Annotated in this window: 15 protein-coding genes and 1 pseudogene; 10 read left to right on the top strand and 6 right to left on the bottom strand. The window is 69.7% G+C overall.

All coding sequences use genetic code 11. The annotated features are described in order from the left end of the window. From FXN61_RS33530 to FXN61_RS33515, 4 genes are all read right to left on the bottom strand, one after another. A partial coding sequence (locus FXN61_RS33530; RefSeq protein ID WP_246292326.1) for an FGGY family carbohydrate kinase occupies positions 1–658 on the bottom strand: 658 nt, incomplete at its 3' end. Between the two features lies 1 nt (position 659). Further along, positions 660–1,820, bottom strand: a complete 1,161-nt coding sequence (gene xylA, locus FXN61_RS33525) for a xylose isomerase (protein WP_223165696.1) — start codon at positions 1,818–1,820, stop codon at positions 660–662. Positions 1,821–1,877: 57 nt separating this feature from the next. Next, the gene (locus FXN61_RS33520) at positions 1,878–3,620 is read right to left on the bottom strand and encodes a hypothetical protein (protein ID WP_167977971.1); all 1,743 of its coding nucleotides are present in this window, start codon (positions 3,618–3,620) and stop codon (positions 1,878–1,880) included. Continuing rightward, positions 3,542–5,287 carry an NACHT domain-containing protein gene (locus FXN61_RS33515; RefSeq protein WP_167977970.1) on the bottom strand — a complete coding sequence of 582 codons (1,746 nt, stop codon included), beginning with the start codon at positions 5,285–5,287 and terminating at the stop codon, positions 3,542–3,544. The genes FXN61_RS33520 and FXN61_RS33515 overlap by 79 nt, the downstream gene beginning before the upstream one ends. A 293-nt stretch (positions 5,288–5,580) precedes the next feature. On the opposite strand from FXN61_RS33515, the gene fusA reads away from it, so the two are divergent. Continuing rightward, complete coding sequence (gene fusA, locus FXN61_RS33510; RefSeq protein ID WP_167977969.1) at positions 5,581–7,566, top strand: elongation factor G; 1,986 nt, start codon at positions 5,581–5,583, stop codon at positions 7,564–7,566. A 69-nt stretch (positions 7,567–7,635) separates the two neighbouring features. Continuing rightward, entirely contained in the window at positions 7,636–8,382 is a 747-nt protein-coding gene (locus tag FXN61_RS33505; protein WP_246292325.1) for an endonuclease/exonuclease/phosphatase family protein, read from the top strand. On the opposite strand, the gene FXN61_RS33500 is transcribed toward FXN61_RS33505, so the two are convergent. Beyond that, a complete protein-coding gene (locus FXN61_RS33500; protein WP_167977967.1) occupies positions 8,372–9,829 on the bottom strand; it encodes a hypothetical protein in 1,458 nt (485 codons plus the stop codon). The genes FXN61_RS33505 and FXN61_RS33500 overlap by 11 nt on opposite strands. 157 nt (positions 9,830–9,986) lie before the next feature. On the opposite strand from FXN61_RS33500, the gene FXN61_RS33495 reads away from it, so the two are divergent. The 4 genes and pseudogenes from FXN61_RS33495 (at position 9,987) to FXN61_RS33480 (ending at position 14,994) form a co-directional block, all read left to right on the top strand. Further along, complete coding sequence (locus FXN61_RS33495) at positions 9,987–10,544, top strand: hypothetical protein (protein WP_167977973.1); 558 nt, start codon at positions 9,987–9,989, stop codon at positions 10,542–10,544. Positions 10,545–10,676: 132 nt separating this feature from the next. Beyond that, positions 10,677–12,877: pseudogene (locus FXN61_RS33490) on the top strand (GH92 family glycosyl hydrolase). Positions 12,878–12,948: 71 nt separating this feature from the next. Beyond that, positions 12,949–14,082, top strand: a complete 1,134-nt coding sequence (locus tag FXN61_RS33485; RefSeq protein ID WP_167977966.1) for a zinc-dependent alcohol dehydrogenase — start codon at positions 12,949–12,951, stop codon at positions 14,080–14,082. Positions 14,083–14,127: 45 nt separating this feature from the next. Then, positions 14,128–14,994 carry a glycosyltransferase family 9 protein gene (locus FXN61_RS33480; RefSeq protein ID WP_312878176.1) on the top strand — a complete coding sequence of 289 codons (867 nt, stop codon included), beginning with the start codon at positions 14,128–14,130 and terminating at the stop codon, positions 14,992–14,994. On the opposite strand, the gene FXN61_RS33475 is transcribed toward FXN61_RS33480, so the two are convergent. Further along, positions 14,995–16,347, bottom strand: coding sequence for an aldehyde dehydrogenase family protein (locus FXN61_RS33475; protein ID WP_167977965.1), 1,353 nt, complete (start codon positions 16,345–16,347; stop codon positions 14,995–14,997). It lies immediately after the preceding gene. Between the two features lie 45 nt (positions 16,348–16,392). Between FXN61_RS33475 and FXN61_RS53165 the strand changes: the two genes are divergently transcribed. From FXN61_RS53165 to FXN61_RS33455, 4 genes are all read left to right on the top strand, one after another. After that, the gene (locus FXN61_RS53165; RefSeq protein ID WP_167977964.1) at positions 16,393–16,788 is read left to right on the top strand and encodes a ChaB family protein; all 396 of its coding nucleotides are present in this window, start codon (positions 16,393–16,395) and stop codon (positions 16,786–16,788) included. After that, entirely contained in the window at positions 16,785–17,777 is a 993-nt protein-coding gene (locus FXN61_RS33465) for an NAD-dependent epimerase/dehydratase family protein (RefSeq protein WP_167977963.1), read from the top strand. The genes FXN61_RS53165 and FXN61_RS33465 overlap by 4 nt, the downstream gene beginning before the upstream one ends. 53 nt (positions 17,778–17,830) lie before the next feature. Continuing rightward, positions 17,831–18,346 (top strand): D-glycero-alpha-D-manno-heptose-1,7-bisphosphate 7-phosphatase, encoded by a 516-nt coding sequence (locus FXN61_RS33460; RefSeq protein ID WP_167977962.1) that lies wholly within the window; start codon positions 17,831–17,833, stop codon positions 18,344–18,346. Further along, positions 18,343–19,109, top strand: a 767-nt coding sequence (locus tag FXN61_RS33455) for a glycosyltransferase family 9 protein (protein ID WP_312878175.1), incomplete at its 3' end; no start/stop codon positions are given. The genes FXN61_RS33460 and FXN61_RS33455, both read left to right, overlap by 4 nt.

Here is a 19,109-nt window from a genome sequence, read left to right as displayed (position 1 = left end):
CCGCCGCGAGCCGCACCGGACCGTCGACCGACTCGGCAGGACCGAGCACGCGCGGCAGCAGCACGTCCGCGCGGCCGAGCCCGAGTGAGAGCAGGTCCGGCACGTACTCGTTCGCCACCGAGTCGAAGTACCCGGTGCCCGACGCGTCCGACCGGTCGGTGACCAGGTCGGCGAGATCGCCGGTGCCGCGCAGCCGCCACGTCAGCCAGTCGTGCGGCAAGCAGACGGCGGCGGTGCGCTTGGCGTTGACCGGCTCGTGCTGGGCGAGCCAGCGCAGCTTCGTGATCGTGAACGACGCGACCGGCACCAGCCCGATCCGCTCGGCCCACTGAGCCGCGCCCAGCTCGGCGGTCAGGTCGGCGGCCGCCGCTGCGGACCTCGTGTCGTTCCACAGCAACGCTTCTCGCACGACGTTGCCGTCCTCGTCGAGGCAGACCATGCCGTGCTGCTGACCCGCGACGCTCAACGCCGCGACGTCGTCGAGGCCTCCGGTGTCCGACAGCGCGCTCTGCAGCGCGTCCCACCAGTGCGAAGGGTGCACCTCGGTGCCGTCCGGGTGGGCAGCGCGGCCCTCCCGGACGAGCCTGCCGGTCTCCGCCTCGCGCACCACGACCTTGCACGACTGCGTCGAGGAGTCGACGCCCGCGACGAGCGTCATGTCAGCGCGCCCCGGCGAGGTGCTCGAGCGCGAGCTGGTTCAGCCGCACGAAGCCGAAGCCGCGCTCGCCGGCCTTGTCCGCGTCGAAGCTGTCGTCCTTGATCAGGTCGTCGTAGGACTCACCGGCGTTCAGCGTCGGCTTCTTCAACTCGTCGACACCCGCGATCTGCAGCGCCTCCTGCACCTCGGGGTCCGCGCGGAAGGCGAGCGCGCGTTCCTTGAGGAGCAGGTACGTCCGCATGTTGGCCTTGGCCGAGTCCCAGACGCCCGTGATGTCCTCGGTCCGCGACGGCTTGTAGTCGAAGTGCCGCGGCCCGTCGTACCCGGCGCTCTCCAGCAGGTCGACCAGCGCGAACGCGTTCATCAGGTCGCCGTGCCCGAAGACCAGGTCCTGGTCGTACTTGATGCTGCGCTGCCCGTTGAGGTCGATGTGGAAGAGCTTGTCGTGCCACAGGGCCTGCGCGATGCCGTGCACGAAGTTCAGCCCGGCCATCTGCTCGTGCCCGACCTCGGGGTTGAGCCCCACCAGGTCGGACCGGTCCAGCGTCGTGATGAACGCCAGCGCGTGCCCGATCGTGGGCAGCAGGATGTCGCCGCGCGGCTCGTTCGGCTTCGGCTCGATCGCGAACCGCAGGTCGTAGCCGCGGTCGGTGACGAACTGCGTCAGCAGGTTCATGGCCTCGCGGTACCGGTCGAGCGCCGCACGCACGTCCTTGGCCGTGTCGTACTCGGCGCCCTCACGCCCGCCCCAGAGCACGTAGGTCTTGGCGCCGAGCTCCGCAGCCAGCTCGATGTTGCGCAGCACCTTCCTGAGCGCGAACCGCCGCACCGACCGGTCGTTGCTGGTGAAGCCGCCGTCCTTGAACACGGGGTGGCTGAACAGGTTCGTCGTCACCATCGGGATCACGAGCCCGGTCTCGGCGAGCGCCGTCTTGAGCCTGTCGATCTGCCGCTCGCGGTCCGTCGCCGCGAAGCCGAACAGGTCGTCGTCGTGGAACGACAGCCCGTACGCCCCGAGCTCTGCCAGCCGGTGCACCGCCTCGACGACGTCCAGCTCAGGCCGCGTGGCCTCGCCGAACGGGTCGCGACCCTGCCAGCCCACGGTCCAGAGACCGAAGGAGAACTTGTCCGCGGGAGTGGGCACGCCCATGATCCACCTCATTCGTTCAATGCTTGAACTTAGTGGTGACCGTACGACGCGCGGGCCGTGATCGCAATGTCAGAGCTGGCGCAACTGGTCCGCCTCCTGCTGTGCCTCGAGCCGCTGATAGCTGGACACGCTCATGTCGTCGGCGATCGCCTGGTACGCGTCGGCGGCGTGCCAGACGCCGCGCAGCGTGACCAGCTGGGCGGCGGCGGCCAGGCGGAACTTCGCGGGGAGGGTGGAACACGCCATTTGGTCGAGGAGTCGAACCGCGTCTGTGCTGTCCAGCTCTTCGGCGATCGCCAGCTGTGTTTTACCGTCCAGCTCCTCCTGCACCAGGTACTCCAGGAGCCATCTGGTTTCGATGGTGTCGACGCCGCGCCGCGCCGCGACGGCGGCTTGGACTCGCAGGGTGCCGGGGGCGCTGCGGTCCTTCACGATGCTCTCGTAGGCGCCGTACTTGTAGCCCTCCGACCTGCGCGCCGCCCTCATCCTGTTTTGCATCCCGACCTGGCTTTGGCCGGCGATCCGGGCGTACGCGTCCAGGCCGCGCGACCGCTGCAAGTGCAGCGCCCGGCGTGCGGCTTGCATCTTGTCGTCATCGCTGAACGAGGTCTCGTCAACGAGGTAGTCGTACATATCGAGCCGTTCCAGCAGAGGTAGCCGTTCTGCTGCTCTCAGCCGGAGGTACTCCGTCCTTCGTTCATCCTTCACCACCCTTACGAGCGCTTCCACGCCCTTGGACTCGGAGATCTGCTGGAGGTGCCAGATGCACGAAAGCACCCAGCTATCACCCGGTTGGCAGCAGTCGATCACGTCCTCCATGATCTTGATCGAGCCCTCTGGGTCGGTGACGCTGTTGAGCAGTGCCGCCTCGATCCGTTGTCCCGCTGGGACCTCGTGGTGTTGCGCCGTCTCCAGCAGCAACTTCGGGTCCCGGCCCGCCCTGTGGACCAGGAAGTCGGCGAATTCGTGCCGCTGTGCCGGTGGGATGGTCCGATCGTCCCTGGCGCGCAGGAGCTTTCCGGTCGTCGGTGCCAGAGACCCCTCGGGGCTCGCCGTGGCCGTGAACGCGCGCCACAGCTCGAAACCGAAGGCCTCGTCGTGACCAGCGGCGATGTTGATCGCGGCGATCCGGGTGTCGTCGCTGGTGGAGGAATGCAGGCCGATACGGGCGAGCAGTTCGAGCCCGCGGTCGGTGTCGTGGCTCAGCACGATCTCGGAACCCTGCAGACGGAGTGTGGGTTCGTGGGCCTCGGTGGCTAGCTCGGAGAAGATCCGCACGCTCAGCTCGACGTCGATGTCCGCGAGCAGCTTGTCCACACCGTTGCGGTCGATACGCCTGATCTCCGGGTCGAGCAGGTAGGTGACCACGGACTCCGCGTTTTCGTACGGGTCCATACCGATCAGGTACCGGATGGTCTCGAACCGCCGGTTCGGGGTGTGCCGCCCCGGCCGCGCCACCATCGACCTGAGCACCTTGGTCGTGGCCCCGGCGTCGATCTCGTGCAGCCACTGGACGTGCTGGAGCCATTCCTTGCCTGTCGACGCCGACCGCACCGTGCGGGCGAGCAGCCGGACCGCCCGGCGCAGCATCTTGCCGTCGACCTCCGCCCCGTGCCGGACGAGTGCCGCGACAAAACCGATGTGCTGGCTGCGGAAAGGCGGCCACATCATGCGCCGCAGCTGACTCCGGACGTCTGTGCCCGCCTCGGTCAGCTGTGCTGCCAGGAACACCTTCATCCCGAGATCGGGCCATTCCCACCTGGCGCCGAACCTGGGCTCCAGCAGCCGTGCGGGCTCCGGATGGGTGGCCATGACGTGGCACGCGGCCAGGTACTCCTCGATCGTGCGGTGCCGGAAGACGAGCCCTTTCCCGCGTGACAGACCAGTCCGCTCAGACGCAGTGCCTCGGCGACGGCCTCGCGCGCCGTGTCCGGGTGTCGTGCCGCTGCGGACTCCAGAACGTCCGGCCGCGGGCTGATCGTGACCAGGTCGTGGGCGACCGCGCACAGCAACGGTTCGAGCCGGTCACGCAGCCCGGCGACGGCCTGTTCGGCGGTCACTCCGGACCGGGCCTGCCACTGCCGCAGCCGGGCACCGATGTCGTGCTGGGACAGCTTGGACAGCTGCCACTCGACGAACCGCCGGTACAGCTCGGTCTGGTCACGGGGGAGCTCGGCGTCCGGGCTCGAGCAGTGCAGGGCGCACACCATGGTCGCGATCAGCGGCACGTAGACCAGCTCGTCGAGCTTGGAGTGGCGCAGCCGGGCAACCAGGTCGGCGGCTTCCGAGGCCGGTCTGCGCTGCCCGCCGAGCCAGGTCGAGACGAACCGGTCGAGGTCCTCGTCGTCGAACGGCGTGAGGACGTAGGTGGGACACCGGTCCTCGTCGAGCCGCGCGATGTCGGCGGGGCCGAGGTGCCGGCTGGTGAGGGCGATGCGGTACTTGGGGACCTTGCGGAACTGCCGGATCCGGCGCAGGACCGCCGTGCGCTGGGCGGGGTCCACGACCTCGTCGAGACCGTCGACGAGGATCAGCCACCGGACGCCGGGCAGCGGCTCGTCGCCGAACAGGCCGACCAGGTGCGGCCGGGCCAGGTCCAGGTCGGGCTGGACGCCGTCGGCGAGCACCTCGGGCAACAGCCTGCCGCGGCTGAAGGCGTTCGCGGTGATGGGAACCGGGACCACCGTGCCCGTGCCGTGCTCCAGCCACATGGCCGCGGACTGCGCGGCATAGTGCCGAACCAGACTGGACTTGCCGGCACCGGGCTCGGCGATGATCTGGGAGTTGGGGTGGTCGGTGAGCAACTGGTCGGCGTCGATCCTGTCCGGCAGCCCGGACTCCTCGTCGTCCGCGCTGTTCTCCGCCAGGCGTTCCAGATAGATGGTGCGCAGGTCCGGAGCCACGTCCCCGGCTCGCTCGTACTCGTGCTGTTCGCCGAGCAGTCGCACCGCGCGGAGGTACCGGCGCAACACGGGCCGCAGATGCCTCCACCCGCCCGCGGCGATCTGATCGGAATCCAGGAGGTCGAGCCAGCGCTGGTCCGGTGTGAGGGCGAGCCCCGGTATCGGTGTGGTCCTGTCCGGTCCGACGACGATGGCGCAGACCGCACCCGTCAGCTGGTTCAGCACGGGGGAGCCGGGTACGCGTTCCAGGACGGTGGAGAAGGGCTCGGCAGCCTGCTTCGCGCCCACGCAGGCGAACAGCTCGTCGTCGGGAACACGCTCGACGAGAACGAGTTCGGGGTTGTCCGGCAACGGATCCGCGTTCGGCACGAGTGCCGCGAGGGTCAGCACGAGGTTTGTGCTGACGCGCACCCCCAGTCCCGTGCCGGCGGGTGAGGTGAAGCGCACTGTCACGTCGTTGAGCGCCCTGGTCAGCCGATCCGGGCTCGTGGTGATCGGCGGGCATCGCGTGATCGTGATCGTCCCGGCCTGGACGGCCAGTCCGTGCACGATGCCGCGGATCTCGTTGTGGACCACTCGAAGCACGGTAGGTGCCGCGGCAGTGCAGGCAAGCTGCCGAACGGGTAAATCGCTGTCGCGACCACCCCGCCGTGCGTACACTCCACGATCAACATCACTGAGCGACGAGAGGGGACCGGCCGTGCGTACCGCCGTCTTCCTCCCGTCCCGTTTCGACGTGATCCTCGTGTCTCCGCACCCCGGCTGCCCGCTGCGCGCCGGGTACCGGAGTGTCTGACGACCCCGCCTGAGGGTGTCGTCGGCTCATCGCGCTGACCTGTAGTCCTTTCACACCGAAAAGGCACTGAGCCATGCGCACGATCACGTTGAACGCCGTCCGCAACCTGGGCATCCTCGCCCACGTCGACGCGGGCAAGACCACACTCACCGAACGCGTCCTGTTCGCCACCGGCACCACCTACAAGCGCGGCGAGGTCCACGACGGCACGACCGTCACGGACTTCGACCCGCAGGAGCGCGACCGCGGCATCACGATCTTCGCCGCGGCCGTCAGCTGCACGTGGGACGGCCATCGCGTCAACCTCATCGACACGCCTGGGCACGTCGACTTCTCCGACGAGGTCGAACGGTCGCTGCGGGTGCTGGACGGAGCCGTCGCGGTGTTCGACGGTGTCGCGGGCGTCGAGCCGCAGAGCGAGTCGGTGTGGCGGCAGGCGGATCGGCACGGCGTGCCGCGGATCGCGTTCGTCAACAAGCTCGACCGGGCGGGCGCGGACCTCGACACGGCTGTGGAGTCACTGAGGACGCGTCTGCACACCGTGCCGCTCGTGGTGCAGCTGCCGATCGGTGCCGAGGACGGGTTCGTCGGCGTCGTCGACCTGGTGCGCATGGTCGCGCTGACCTGGGACGGCGAGTTCACGGAAGGACCCGTACCGGAAACACTGCTGGCAGAGGCACAACGGCGTCGTCGCCTCCTGGAGGAGACGGTGGCGGAGCTGCATCCGGAAGCATTGGAGGAGTTCTTCGCTCAGGGCTTGTCCGAGCAGACGCTCAGGAACGCTCTGAGGGAACTGACCCACCAGGGCGCCGGAACCGTTGTGCTGTGCGGTTCGGCGTACCGGAACCGGGGCATCGAACCGTTGCTGGACGCGGTGATCGCGTACCTTCCGTCCCCTGTGGACGTTCCACCGGTGCGCGGTGTCGACGGCGAGGAGCGGCCGGCGGATCCGGACGCGCCGTTCGCGGCGTTGGTGTTCAAGGTGAACGCCACCGCCACCGGACGGTTGACGTACGTGCGCGTCTACTCCGGCACACTCCACAAAGGAGAGACGGTGCTGGTGGCGGGACGGGCCGAGCGCATCGGCCGGATCCTGCGCGTCCAGGCCGATCGGCACACGCCGGTCGACCAGGCGGTCGCGGGTGACATCGTGGCCGTGGTCGGGCTGAAGTCGGCTCGCACCGGGGCGACCCTGTGCGCGCCAACGGCTCCGTTGCTGCTGGAACCGCCGGTGTCGGCTGAACCCGTTGTGTCGGTGGCGGTCGAGCCGCGGACCAGCGCGGACAACGCGAGGCTGACGGAGGCACTGGCGCACCTGGTCGACGAGGACCCGTCCCTGCAGGTCAGGACGGACCCGGAGACCGGCCAGACGGTGTTGTCGGGCTTGGGTGAGCTGCACCTGGAGGTCGCGGTGGAGAAGGCGCGCACGAACCACCGCATCGAGATCACCATGGGACGGCCTCGCGTCTCCTACCGCGAGACAGTCGGCAGCGGTGTCACGGGATTCGTCTACCGGCACGTGAAGCAGGACGGAGGTGCGGGACAGTTCGCTCACGTCGTCATCGACACCGAGCCGCTGGAGACCGGCTTCGAGTTCCGTTCGGCGGTCACCGGCGGGCGCGTGCCGCAGGAGTTCGTCCGCGCTGTCGAACAGGGCTGCCGGGACGCGCTGGCCGAAGGGCCGCTCGGACACCCGGTGACGGGACTGCGGGTCACGCTGACCGACGGGTCCACGCACGTCAAGGACTCGTCGGAGATGGCGTTCCGCACGGCCGGTCGTCTCGGCCTGCGCGAGGCACTGAAGGCCGGGGCGATGACGCTGCTCGAACCGATCGCCGAGGTCACGGTCACCGTGCCGGAGACCTGCCTCGGTGGCGTGCTCGGTGACCTGGCAGCGCGTCGCGGCCGGATCCTCGGCACGGTCGCGAGGACCGGCACGACGGTGGTGACGGCGAGTGTGCCGTTGGCGGAGATGTTCGGTTACGTGACGAGGTTGCGCAGCCGGACACAAGGCCGTGGCACGTTCACCAGCCGCCCGACCGGCTACGCGCCGGCATAGGGAACGCAGGCCCGTCCTGGTGCGGGACGGGCCTGTGCCATGCTCGGCAGGGTGTCGACCTTGAGCGTCATGTCGTTCAACCTGCGGTACGCCTCGGACGTCGAGCCGAACTCGTGGGCGGTCAGACGCCCGGTGATGGCCAAGCTCCTGATGAGCGAGCTACCCGCGGTGCTGGGCACGCAGGAGGGTCTCTACGGGCAGGTGCTGGACATCGCGCACGACCTGCCGGACCACTACGACTGGATCGGGCTGGGCAGGGCGGGCGGCAGCCACGACGAGTTCATGGCGATCTTCTTCGACACGCTCCGGCTGGAGCCGCTCGAGTTCGACCACCACTGGCTGTCCGCGACACCGAACGTCGTGGGCTCGAGGTCGTGGGGCAACATCGCCATCCGCATGGTCACGTGGATCCGGTTCGCCGACCGGGTGACGGGCAAGCAGTTCGTGGTCGTGAACACCCACTTCGACAACGAGTCGGAGAACTCCCGCGTGCGCAGCGCCGAGTACGTGTGCGACCGTCTCCGGGCGCAGGCGTTGCCGATCGTGCTCACCGGTGACTTCAACGCCGCGGCCACCGCGTCACCCACGTACGAGATCCTGACGAGCGGGCTGACCGACTCGTGGCTCGCCGGCCCGCAGACCACGCCGGCGTACGGGACGTTCCACGGGTACGGCCCGTTGGTGCCGAACGGTCCGCGCATCGACTGGATCCTCACCCGTGGTGTCACGGTCGAGGCCGCGGCGATCAACACCTACCGGCGGGACGGCCAGTACCCGTCTGACCACCTGCCCGTGCAGGCGTCCATCAGGTTCTAGGCGCCCACTCCGGTGGCAGGTCGTGGGAACAGGCGGGTGCGCCGCCCGCGCGTGCGCGCCGCAGGTCCAGGTACGGCCCGGCGATCTGCTCCCTGGGCACCGGCCCGAGCGCCGTGATGGCGTCACCCGCGGCCAGCACCTGGCGCCGCATGTGTTCGTGGTCGACGGCGTCGGCGCCGAACGACGGTGCCCAGAGCGTCCACGGCCCGGAGATCATCGCCATCGTCGGGATCAGGTGCGAGTGGAAGTGCGTGCCGATGCCACCGAACGAGCACTGCGGCGGTGCCCGGCCGGGCACCGGGGCATCGTTGCCCGGCAGGACGAACGTGCGGTCCACCGCTCGTCCGGCCAGTGCCGTGGAGGCGGCTTGACCGAGCACGGGACTGCCGGCGAACCAGCCTGAGGGCTCCGCCGCGCCGGTCGGTCGCAGGGAACCCGCGCTGGGCAGGAACTCCCGCGTGCCGAGGTGTTCCAGGACGAACGCGAACGCGACGGAACCCGAGTCGTACTCGGCGTCTAGCGCGCGGGCGCGGAACTCGCTGCCTTCCGCCGGGCGGTGCAGGTGACCGGTCGCGAAGACGAACTCGATCGTGCGCGGCCGGCAGCGCAGGGGGAGACGGGCGAAGTGCCCGGCCAGGGCGAGGAGGGCGACGGTTCCGTTCTCCTGCACCCATCCCACGCCGTCGGTGTTGGTGTCGATGACGATCCGCTCGCTGCTCAGTCCGGGCAGCGTGGCGATCAGCGACCGCGTGACGGCGGGGGCGCGCGCGGCCAGGACGCCGATGGTGGTCCGCGTGCCGACCTTCAGCTTGAGGGCCGCGTCGGCGCCGACGAACACGCCCGGCACGCGGTAGTGCGTGCCCAGATGCGGATCCCAGTAGCCCTCCACCTGCTTGTGCGGGAAGGGGAAGGCGATGACGACTCCGGCGGCACCGGCGATTCCCGCGTCGACCATGTCGCGGTCCAGCAGGGGTTCGGCGAGATAGCCGCGGTCGACGGCGGGGAAGTCGCGCAGGACGACCTTGCCGCGTGCGTTGGCGGCGGTGATGGGCGTGCCGGCGGGCAGGTGGATCAGCTCGCCGGAGCGCAGACCCGGGGCGGAGTAGGGGATCGCGCCCGCGACCGGCACGACATCGCCGGCTACGAGGAAACCTGGACCTGGTTGCCAGCGCTGGATCGCGAAGCGCTCGGAACGCACGGACATGCCGGGGAGCCGGGAGACGCGGCGTTCCAGCCAGGAGATCAGCCGCTGGTGCGCGGGGCTTCCGGTCGCCCGCAGGCCGAACCCGGCGACGGTGGCGTTCAGGGCGCGCAGTGACGAGGCGGAGGCGAACGACCGGTCGTCGATGGACGTCGGGCAGTCCGGTGAGGCGGCGGCCGGCGTGTCCAGCTGGGCGCAGAAAATCGTTATGACGCTGATGAATCCAAGCCATCTGGCGGGCTGCACGACGCACAGGGTGACCACCGTGAGGCGCGCTCACAATCCGCTGTCCAGGTACAGCCGTCAACCGTGAACGGAAATGGTTCAACCAATTTCCGCTACGGTCCGCGAGATGCGCTTGAATTCGACACTCGGCCGCGTCGCGGTGATCGCGTACGCGCTGATGTTCCTGTTCGGCTCCACGGCGGTCGCGAACGCCTCCCACGGCGGCGAGTGCAGAACTCCGTCCATCGACCGGTTCCAGCAGTGGCTCGCCAGCGGCGAAGGTGCCACCGAGCCGGCGACCGGCAGCATTCTCGTCCCCCAGGGTCGCCACGGTTACACGGCGAAGATCAAGTTTCTCGCCAGTGACTGGGCCGTCATGGTGGTGTGGCTCGGCAACAAGTTCGAGGCGCAGGCCGACCTGTCCAGGTCGGCAGGCTTCTGGATGACCTACCGCGCCACCGATGATCTCTACATCCAGCTGCGGCCCGCTTCGTTCTGGAGCGGCGGCGACAAGTGGGTCACGAAGGTGCCGTCCACTCGGGGCAAACTCGTCAAGAGGTTCTTCAGCTTCCATCCTGACAAGTGGACAACTTTGCCCGAGCTGGGCAAGCCGGCCTATCCACTGTCGGAGGCACTCGACGACGCCCGTGGCCTGGTGTTCGTCGGCAAGACGCCGAACGACCTGGAGTTCCGCGGTCTGCGCGTCGACGGCTATCGGCCACCGTGCGTTTACTGACAGCCGCCACGCCGACCCGGTAGCTTCCGCCAGCGTGAGAGCGCTCTCGATCTGCCTGGCCGCTGTCCTCACCGCCGCGCTGGCGACTCCCGCGAGCGCGGTGGCGAGGGAGACACGAGGTACGTCGACCCGTTGATCGGCTCGGCGGGCGGCGGCAACACCTATCCGGGTGCCGTCCGTCCGTTCGGGATGATCTCGTGGAGCCCGACGTCGACCCGAGGCGACCAGACGAACACGGGCGCCGCCAACGGTTACGCCTCGACGCCACGAGAGTGCGCGGCTTCAGCCTCACGCACGTCAACGGCGCGGGCTGCCATCCCGGCGCCGCGGGCGACGTGCCGATCATGCCGCACATCGGCGACATCACGTCGTCGCCGACCGCGGACACGAAGGACCAGATCTACGCCAGCGACTTCGCGCACGCCGACGAGATCGCCGAGCCCGGCCGCTACCGGGTGGGCCTGAAGTCCGGTGCCACGGCGGACCTGTCCGTCACGACGCGTGCGGGCATCGGTGAGTTCACCTTTCCTGCCACGGGTTCACTGCTGTTCCGGGCCTCGAACTCGCTCAACGGCAGCGAGGACGCCGAGATCACCATCGACCCGGCCGGCAACACCGTCTCGGGCTCGGTGCTCACCGGCGCGTTCTGCGGCCGGCGCGCGAACGGCGGCGTGAACAACCAGAAAACCTACTACCGCTTGTACTTCACGGCCTCGTTCGACAGTCCGATCGCGGCCTACGGCACCTGGGTCAACAGCGAGCTCAGGCCGGGCACGACGTCCGCGACCGGCGGCGAGGGCTACCTGACCGGAAGTGCCCGCGCCGGCAAGGGTTCCGGCGGCTACGCGTCCTTTGCGGACAGCAGCGTGCGGATGCGGGTCGGCATCTCCTACACGAGCCTCGACGCGGCCAAACGCAACCTTGCTGCGGAGATCCCTCCTCGCGCGACCGTTGCCGAGGTCGCTCGAGAAGCCAAGAAGGCCTGGGCGAAGCAGCTCCGCGCGGTCGAGGTCGACGGCGGGACCATCGACGAGCGGACGATCTTCCACACCGCGCTCTACCACGCGTTCCTGCAGCCGAACGTAACCAGCGACGTCGAGGGAACCTATCTCGGTTCCGACAGGAAGATCCACCGGCTCGCGCCAGGCCAGAAGGTCCAGTACGGGAACTTCTCCGGCTGGGACCAGTACCGTGCCCACACACAGCTCCTGGCGCTGCTGGAACCACGCGTGGCGAGCGACTACGCCCAGTCGTTGCTGAACCTCGCCCGCCAGAACGGCGGTGTCTGGGACCGCTGGGTCCACGTCAACGGTCCGACGCACGTCATGACCGGTGACCCGTCCGCACCGGCCGTCGCGGGCATGTACGCCATGGGCGCCAAGGACTTCGACGTGCGCGGGGCGTTCGACTCGTTGCTGCGCCAGGCCACCGTCCCGCACCCGGACGGCCTGTCCGACAAGGGCTGTCCCGGCCAGTGCGAGGGTCAACGGCCGAACCTCGCCGAGTACCTGCGCCTCGGCTACGCCCCGCACGACATGTGCCACTGCTGGGGCGGCGCCGCCGAGACGCTGGAGGACGCCGTCGCCGACCACGCGCTCGCGGACCTGGCCAGGCGACTCGGCCGTCCCACTGAGGAACTGCGGAAGCGCGCGGGCTGGTGGCGCAACACCTTCAACCCGGCGACCGGCCACCAGCAGGCGCGCAAGGCGGACGGCAGCTGGGTGACGCCGTTCAACCCGGCCTCCGACCAGGGTTTCGCGCAGGGCAGCAGCGCCACCTACACGTGGATGGTGCCGCACGACGCGTCAGGCTTGGCCGACGCCATGGGTGGCGCGGACGCGGCCGCGGGCAGGCTCGACGCGTTCTTCCACCGCGCGGACGGATCCTGGGCCACCGGCGGCGACCCGCTGCGGTACGACCCGACGAACGAGCCCGGCATCCACACGCCGTGGCTGTACAACGAGTTCGGCCGGCCGCACCAGACCCAGGAAACCGTGCGGGCGATGGCGAAACTGGTCTACCGCACGGGTCCGTCCGGCCTGCCGGGCAACGACGACCTCGGCACGATGTCCGCCTGGTACGTCTTCGCCGCGCTCGGCCTGTACCCGAGAACGCCGAGCAGCGCCGAACTGCACGTGTCGAGCCCGATGTTCCCCAAGGCCCGGATTCCCGGACGCCACATCACGATCCTGGCGCCCGGTGCCCCGGACATCTACGTGCAGAGCGTGCGGTGGAACGGTCGTGAGGTGAACCAGCCGTGGCTGCCGGAGACCTTCGTGCAGCGCGGCGGCGTCCTGCGCGTCGACCTGAGTGGAGAACCCTCGCAGCGATGAGCGCCTGCCGTGCGGCGCGTGTTTGCGCCGGCCGTCCCGGGAAACCAGGCGGCAAACGGGAGGAGAAGAACGTGAAGGCTGTTGTGTGGCACGGCAAGGGAGACGTCCGGCTGGACGAGGTGGACGACCCGCGCGTTCAGGAACCGACGGACGCGGTCATCCGGATCACCCGCAGCGCGATCTGCGGCACGGACCTGCACATGGTGCGCGGCACGATGCCGGACATGGTCGAGGGCACGGCTCTCGGGCACGAGGCGGTCGGCGTCGTCGAAGAGGTCGGCGCCGCGGTGCGGGGGTTCACTCCCGGCGACCGCGTCGTGGTGACGTCGACGATCGGGTGTGGCACGTGTTCCTACTGCCGTGCGGGGTATTTCGCCCAGTGCGACACCGCCAACCCGAACGGACCGGCTGCCGGCACGTGCTTCTTCGGTGGCCCCAGGTCGACAGGCCCGATCAACGGGTTGCAGGCCGAGTACGCGCGGATTCCGCACGCCATGATGACGTTGGTGCGGGTTCCGGACGGGGTGAGCGACGACCAGGCGATCCTGCTCTCCGACATCTTCCCGACCGCGTGGTTCGGCGCCCGCCTCGCCGAGGTCGGTTCCGGCGACACCGTGCTGGTGCTGGGCGCGGGCGTGGTCGGGCAGTTCGCGATCGTGTCGGCCAAACGGCAGGGTGCCGGTCGGGTGATCGTCGTCGACGGCATCGCGTCCAGGTTGGAGAAGGCCCGCGCGCAGAACGCGGAGACCGTGAACTTCAACGAGGAGGATCCCGTTGAGGTGGTGCGGGAACTGACCGGCGGGATCGGACCGGACCGCGTGATCGAGGCCGTGGGAGTCGACGCGGAGCAGCCAGGATCGCGGACGGACGAGCAGTGGAAACCGGGCGACGCGCCGCGCCTCGCGCTGGACTGGGCCGTCGAACTGGTCGCGAAGGCCGGCTCGATCGGGATCATCGGCGTGTACCCGCCGGGGTTCGACCAGTTCCCGATCGGCACGGCGATGAACAAGAACCTGACGCTGCGCATGGGCAACTGCAACCACCGCCGTTACCTGCCGCGTCTGCTGGACCTCGTGCTGACCGGGTCGGTGGACCCGACGGCGTTCATCACCCGGCACGAGAAGCCCACTTCGGCGATCGACGCGTACAGGTCGTTCGATCTCCGCGAGGACGGGTGGCTGAAGACCGTCCTCGACGTCGCCTGAGCGCCGGCCCCGTTTGCCCGGCACTTCGCCGGGTAGCCGCAGACCGTGAGGATTCTGGTGCTGCGGGCGCTCGGGCTGGGTGACCTGCTGACGGCGGTGCCCGCGTTGCGCGGGTTGCGGGCGGCGTTTCCGGGGGCGGAGATCACGCTGGCGGCGCCGGGGTGGCTCGCGGACGCGGTGGCGCGGATCGACGCCGTCGACCGGTTGCTGCCGACGGAGGAGCTGGCGCCGATCGCCTTCGAGGATCCCGATCTCGCGGTCAACCTGCATGGGAAGGGGCCGCAGAGCGTGCGGAGGCTGATGGCCACCCGGCCGCGGCGGCTGATCACGTGCGAGGGATGGCAGGCGGATCGGCACGAGGTGCTCCGGTGGTGCGATCTGCTGGAACAGCACGGCATCCGGTGCGATCCCGACGACTTCCGGTTGCCCCCTGCCGGGCACAGGACCGACCGGATCGTGATCCATCCCGGTGCGAGCACCGGTGCGCGGAGGTGGCCGGTGGAGAGGTACGCGGCTGTCGCGAAGGCACTCGGCCCTTCGGTGGTCGTCACCGCGGGACCTGCAGAACACGACCTGGCCCGCCGGATCACCCCGGACCCCGTGACCGGCACCCTCGCCGAGCTCATGGACCTGGTCGCCACCGCCCGGCTCGTCATCAGCGGCGACACCGGGGTCGCGCACGTCGCCACCGCTTACCGGACGCCGTCGGTCCTGCTGTTCGGACCGGTGTCCCCGGACCTCTGGGGCCCGCGCCGTGGTCCGCACCGGGTGCTCTGGCACGGCTGGAGCGGCGACACGTTCGCCGAAGAACCGGATCCCGGCCTGCTGCGGATCACGGTGGAGGAAGTCCTCGACGCGGCAGAAGGTGTGCGGCGCGACCCGAGCGACTTGGCGCGAGCCACGTCGGTCTGATCAGGACCGGCCGTGGGGAACGCCGAGGTGGACCACCTTGGTCGTGGTCATCTCGTCGAGCAGTTCGGGGCCGTAACCGAACCCGGTGCCGGACGCGCCACGGGGCTGAGCGGCGCCACCGGGTGCGCCACCGAACACGGCGTTGATCTTCACCGTGCCGACCGGCAACGCCCGCCATGCACGCTGGGCGTGCTCCATCGAGCTGGTCAGCACGGTGGCGGCCAGGCCGTAGTCGCCGGAACAGGCCTCTGCCAGTCCCTCGTCGAACGACGACACCAGCTGCACGGGCGCGACCGGCCCGAACGTCTCCTCGCACATGATCCGCATCGCCCCGGAACAGTCCGCCAGCACCGTCGCCGGGTAGAAGGCGCCACGGCCCGACGGGATCTCACCGCCGACCAGCGCCCGCGCACCCGCCGTGATCGCGTCGGCCACCTGGTCGTGCACGAAGTCGCGATGCCGGGTGTCCACCAACGGCTGCGGATCGGCGTTCCACTCACGTGCCTGAGCGCACAACGCTTCCAGGAACGCCGGGGCGATCGCCTTGTGCAGGTAGATCCGTTCGACCGAGGTGCACAGCTGGCCCGCGTTGGTGAACGCCCCCAGCGCCGCCTGCGACGCCGCCCACGACGGGTCCACGTCGTCGTCGATCAGCAGCGGGTCGTTGCCTCCGTTCTCCAGCAACAGTTTCGCGGAGGAAGCCCGCGCGATCGCACGACCTGTCGCGGTGCTGCCGACATGCGCGACGACGTCGACCTCGGAGGAACGCACCAGCGCTTCGCCGACCTCGCCGTCGCCGACCAACGTCTGCAGCACTCCGTCGGGGAAGCACGGCCGAAGCACCGTGGCGAGCAGCAGACCGGTGTGAGGGCAGCGTTCGCTCGGCTTGTGCACCACGACGTTTCCCGTGACCAGAGCGGCTCCCAGCAGACCGCACGCCACGGCGACCGGGTCGTTCCAGGGCGTCAACGCCACGACGACGCCGCGTGGCTCGGGAACCATGAAGTCGACCGCGGAGCCGAGCAACGACCGTCCACGATGGACAGGACCGAGTTCGGCGTACTGCTCCAACGTCGCAGCGCCCGCCAGCACGCCGTCCCTCGCGGACGCGTACGGGCGTCCTGTCTCGGTCTCAACGACCGTCGCCATGTCGCTCGCCCGTTCTCGCAACGACGCAGCCGCCGCCCTGACCGCCGCGCCACGCTCGGACGCAGAGGTGGCGGCCCACGCCGGTTGAGCGGAACGGGCGGCTGACAACGAGGCGGAAACGTCAGACGTGGTGGCGGCGGGGAGCCAGCCGATCAGTTGGTCGTCGCGGGGGCTGTGGACGTCGATGGCGTGCATGGCGGTCATGCCACGCGGGTACCCATCGGCGCAGGTCGAAACCATGGAGGAGCCATGCCCGGACGCCAGGAACTGCCCAGCACGGTGGCCCGTTCGCCGAAGAAGGCACAGCGGACGTGGATCAAGGCGCACGACTCGGCCGTCGAGACCTACGGCGAAGGTGAACGCGCACATCGCACCGCCTTCTCTGCGCTCAAGCACAGCTTCGAGAAGGTCGGCGACCACTGGGAACCCAAGGACGAGATGGGGCCGTCCGACGAGCAGGCGGAACGCAGCACACCGGCCCAGGGCGAGACCGCTGGTGGTGTGGACGCGAACGCCAGCAAGCAGCACCTTTACGACATCGCGAAGCGCCTGAAGATCGAGGGCCGGTCGCACATGACCAAGGACGAGCTCGTCGACGCGATCGACAAGGCGAACAACCGCGAGACCGCGCGAGCCCGATCGTGAAGGTCGTCGTCACGGGCGCGAGCGGCAACGTCGGCACCGCCCTGCTGCGCAGGCTCGCCGACGAGCCGGACATCGAGGTGCACGGCATCTCCCGCCGTCCACCAGCGGACGCGCCGCCCTACCGCGGCGTGGCCTGGACACCCGTCGAGATCGGCAGGCCCGGCGCGGAGGAGCTGCTCGTCCCCGCCTTCGACAAGGCCGACGCGGTCGTGCACCTCGCCTGGCTCATCCAGCCCGCCCGTGACGAACGGCTGATGTACCGGACCAACGTCGCCGGGTCGGCGCAGGTCTTCACCGCGGCGGCCGACGCCGGCGTGCCGCACCTGGTCCACATGTCGTCCGTCGGCGCGTACTCGCCGGGCGGCAAGGACCGCCGCGTGGACGAGTCCTGGCCGGTCAACGGCGTGACAACGTCGTTCTACAGCAGGCAGAAGGCCGCGGTGGAGCACCTGCTGAACGAGTTCGAGACCCGTCTGCTGATCTCACGGCCGCGGCCCGGCCTGATCCTGCAGTCCGACGCCGGGTCCGAGATCCGCGGCTACTTCCTCGGCAGCCTGGTGCCGAAAGCCCTGTTCCGGCACCGGATTCCGGTTCTGCCGCTGCCGCGTGACATGGTGCTGCAGTTCGTCCACACCGACGACGTCGCCGATGCGCTGACCCGCATTCTCCGGCAACGACCGCACGGCGCGGTGAACCTCGCGGCCGAGCCCGTCGTCACTCCCCGTGCACTGGCGGAGGTGCTCGGTGGCCGGCACGTCGCCGTTCCGGGGCGGCTGTTGCGCCTGGTGGCGAACGTGACCTGGCGACTCCGGTTGCAACCGACTCCGCCCGGATGGGTCGACCTCGCCCTCAAATCGCCGCTGCTCGACGCGTCGCGGGCGAGGACGGAACTGGGGTGGCAGCCGCGCTTCGACGCACAGGAGGCTCTCCAGGCACTTGTTCGCGGGATCGCGGAGGGCGACGAGGTGCAGGCCAGCCCGGTGTTGTGAACCGCTTCGCGGAGTAGCGTTTCAAGCCGCCGTTCTCGGCTAAATCCTCCTCTATGGACCAGGCTTTCGACGCGGTGCTGTTCGACCGCGACGGCACGCTCATCCGGGACGTTCCGTACAACGGCGACCCTGGCCGCGTCGCACCGATGCCAGGAGCGCGCGAAGTGCTGCGTGACGTGCGCGCACACGGCCTGCGCACCGGCGTGGTGAGCAACCAGTCGGGGATTGGCAGGGGACTGCTCACCGAAGAGCAGGTCGCCGCGGTGAACGCGCGGGTCGAGGAGCTGCTGGGCCGGTTCGGCACCTGGCAGATCTGCCCGCATCACCCGGACGACGGCTGCGCGTGCCGCAAACCCGCGCCGGGGCTGGTGCTCGCGGCGTGCGAGGCCTTGAACGTCAGTCCTGAACGCACGGTGGTCGTGGGTGACATCGGGGCGGACGTGGTGGCCGCGCAGGCCGCGGGTGCCGTGCCCGTGCTGGTGCCCACCGGGGTGACCAGGCCGGAAGAGGTCGAACGTGCCCCGCGCACCGCCCCTGACCTGCTGGCCGTGCTGGAGATGATCCGATGAGGACCCTCGTGGCACGACTCGACAGCGACGGCGACGTACTGCTCGCCGGCCCCGCGGTCCGTGCGGCCGCGGGGGCCGGCGAGGTGGTCTTCCTGTGCGGGCCGGGCGGCGTCCAGGCGGCGGAGCTGCTGCCCGGTGTCACCCGGATCGTCGAGTGGGAATGTCCGTGGATCGCCAGCCCCGCGCCGGACGTCCGCTCGGTCGACATCGAGGCCGTCACGGCGTTGGTACGCGGTATTCGCGCTGACGTGGCATTGATCCTCACGTCGTTCCACCAAAGCCCGTTGCCACTGGCCCTGGTGCTGCGACTGGCGGGAGTGCCGAGGATCGTGGCGCGATCGACCGACTACCCGGGGTCGCTGCTCGACGTGCGCCTGCGCGACGACCGGGACGTCCCGGAGGCCCAGCGGGCACTGGAGGTCGCGCAGGCAGCCGGATTTCAGCTCCCGCGGGGTGACGACGGCCGGCTGGCCGTGCTCGACCCGCCGAAGACCGAACTGAGCCATCCGTACGTGGTGGTGCACCCCGGTGCGACGGCGCCCGCCCGCACCTGGTCGCCTGACAGGTGGGCGAAGGCCGTGGTCGCGCTGACCGCGGCCGGGTCTCGCGTCGTCGTGACCGGAGGACCGGCCGAGTCCGATCTGACCGAGCACGTCGCGGGCGCGTGCGGAACCGATCTCGGCGGGCGCACCAGCTTCCGCGAGCTGGCCGGTGTCCTGGCGGGTGCCGATGCGGTCGTCGAGGCAACACCGGCCCCGCTCAT

The organism is Lentzea indica, from assembly GCF_012184385.1.
In the GTDB taxonomy this organism is placed as follows: Bacteria; Actinomycetota; Actinomycetes; order Mycobacteriales; family Pseudonocardiaceae; genus Lentzea; species Lentzea indica.
This window is presented reverse-complemented; position numbering and strand designations above follow the sequence as displayed.

What these genes read in the sequence shown, in the direction of transcription:
- FXN61_RS33520 (WP_167977971.1), bottom strand. Translation starts at nt 3,620, where the DNA reads ATGGCCACCCATCCGGAGCCCGCACGGCTGCTGGAGCCCAGGTTCGGC.
- FXN61_RS53165 (WP_167977964.1), top strand. Translation starts at nt 16,393, where the DNA reads ATGCCCGGACGCCAGGAACTGCCCAGCACGGTGGCCCGTTCGCCGAAG.
- FXN61_RS33495 (WP_167977973.1), top strand. Translation starts at nt 9,987, where the DNA reads ATGTTCCTGTTCGGCTCCACGGCGGTCGCGAACGCCTCCCACGGCGGC.
- FXN61_RS33460 (WP_167977962.1), top strand. Translation starts at nt 17,831, where the DNA reads ATGGACCAGGCTTTCGACGCGGTGCTGTTCGACCGCGACGGCACGCTC.
- FXN61_RS33475 (WP_167977965.1), bottom strand. Translation starts at nt 16,347, where the DNA reads ATGACCGCCATGCACGCCATCGACGTCCACAGCCCCCGCGACGACCAA.
- xylA (WP_223165696.1), bottom strand. Translation starts at nt 1,820, where the DNA reads ATGAGGTGGATCATGGGCGTGCCCACTCCCGCGGACAAGTTCTCCTTC.
- FXN61_RS33505 (WP_246292325.1), top strand. Translation starts at nt 7,636, where the DNA reads ATGTCGTTCAACCTGCGGTACGCCTCGGACGTCGAGCCGAACTCGTGG.
- fusA (WP_167977969.1), top strand. Translation starts at nt 5,581, where the DNA reads ATGCGCACGATCACGTTGAACGCCGTCCGCAACCTGGGCATCCTCGCC.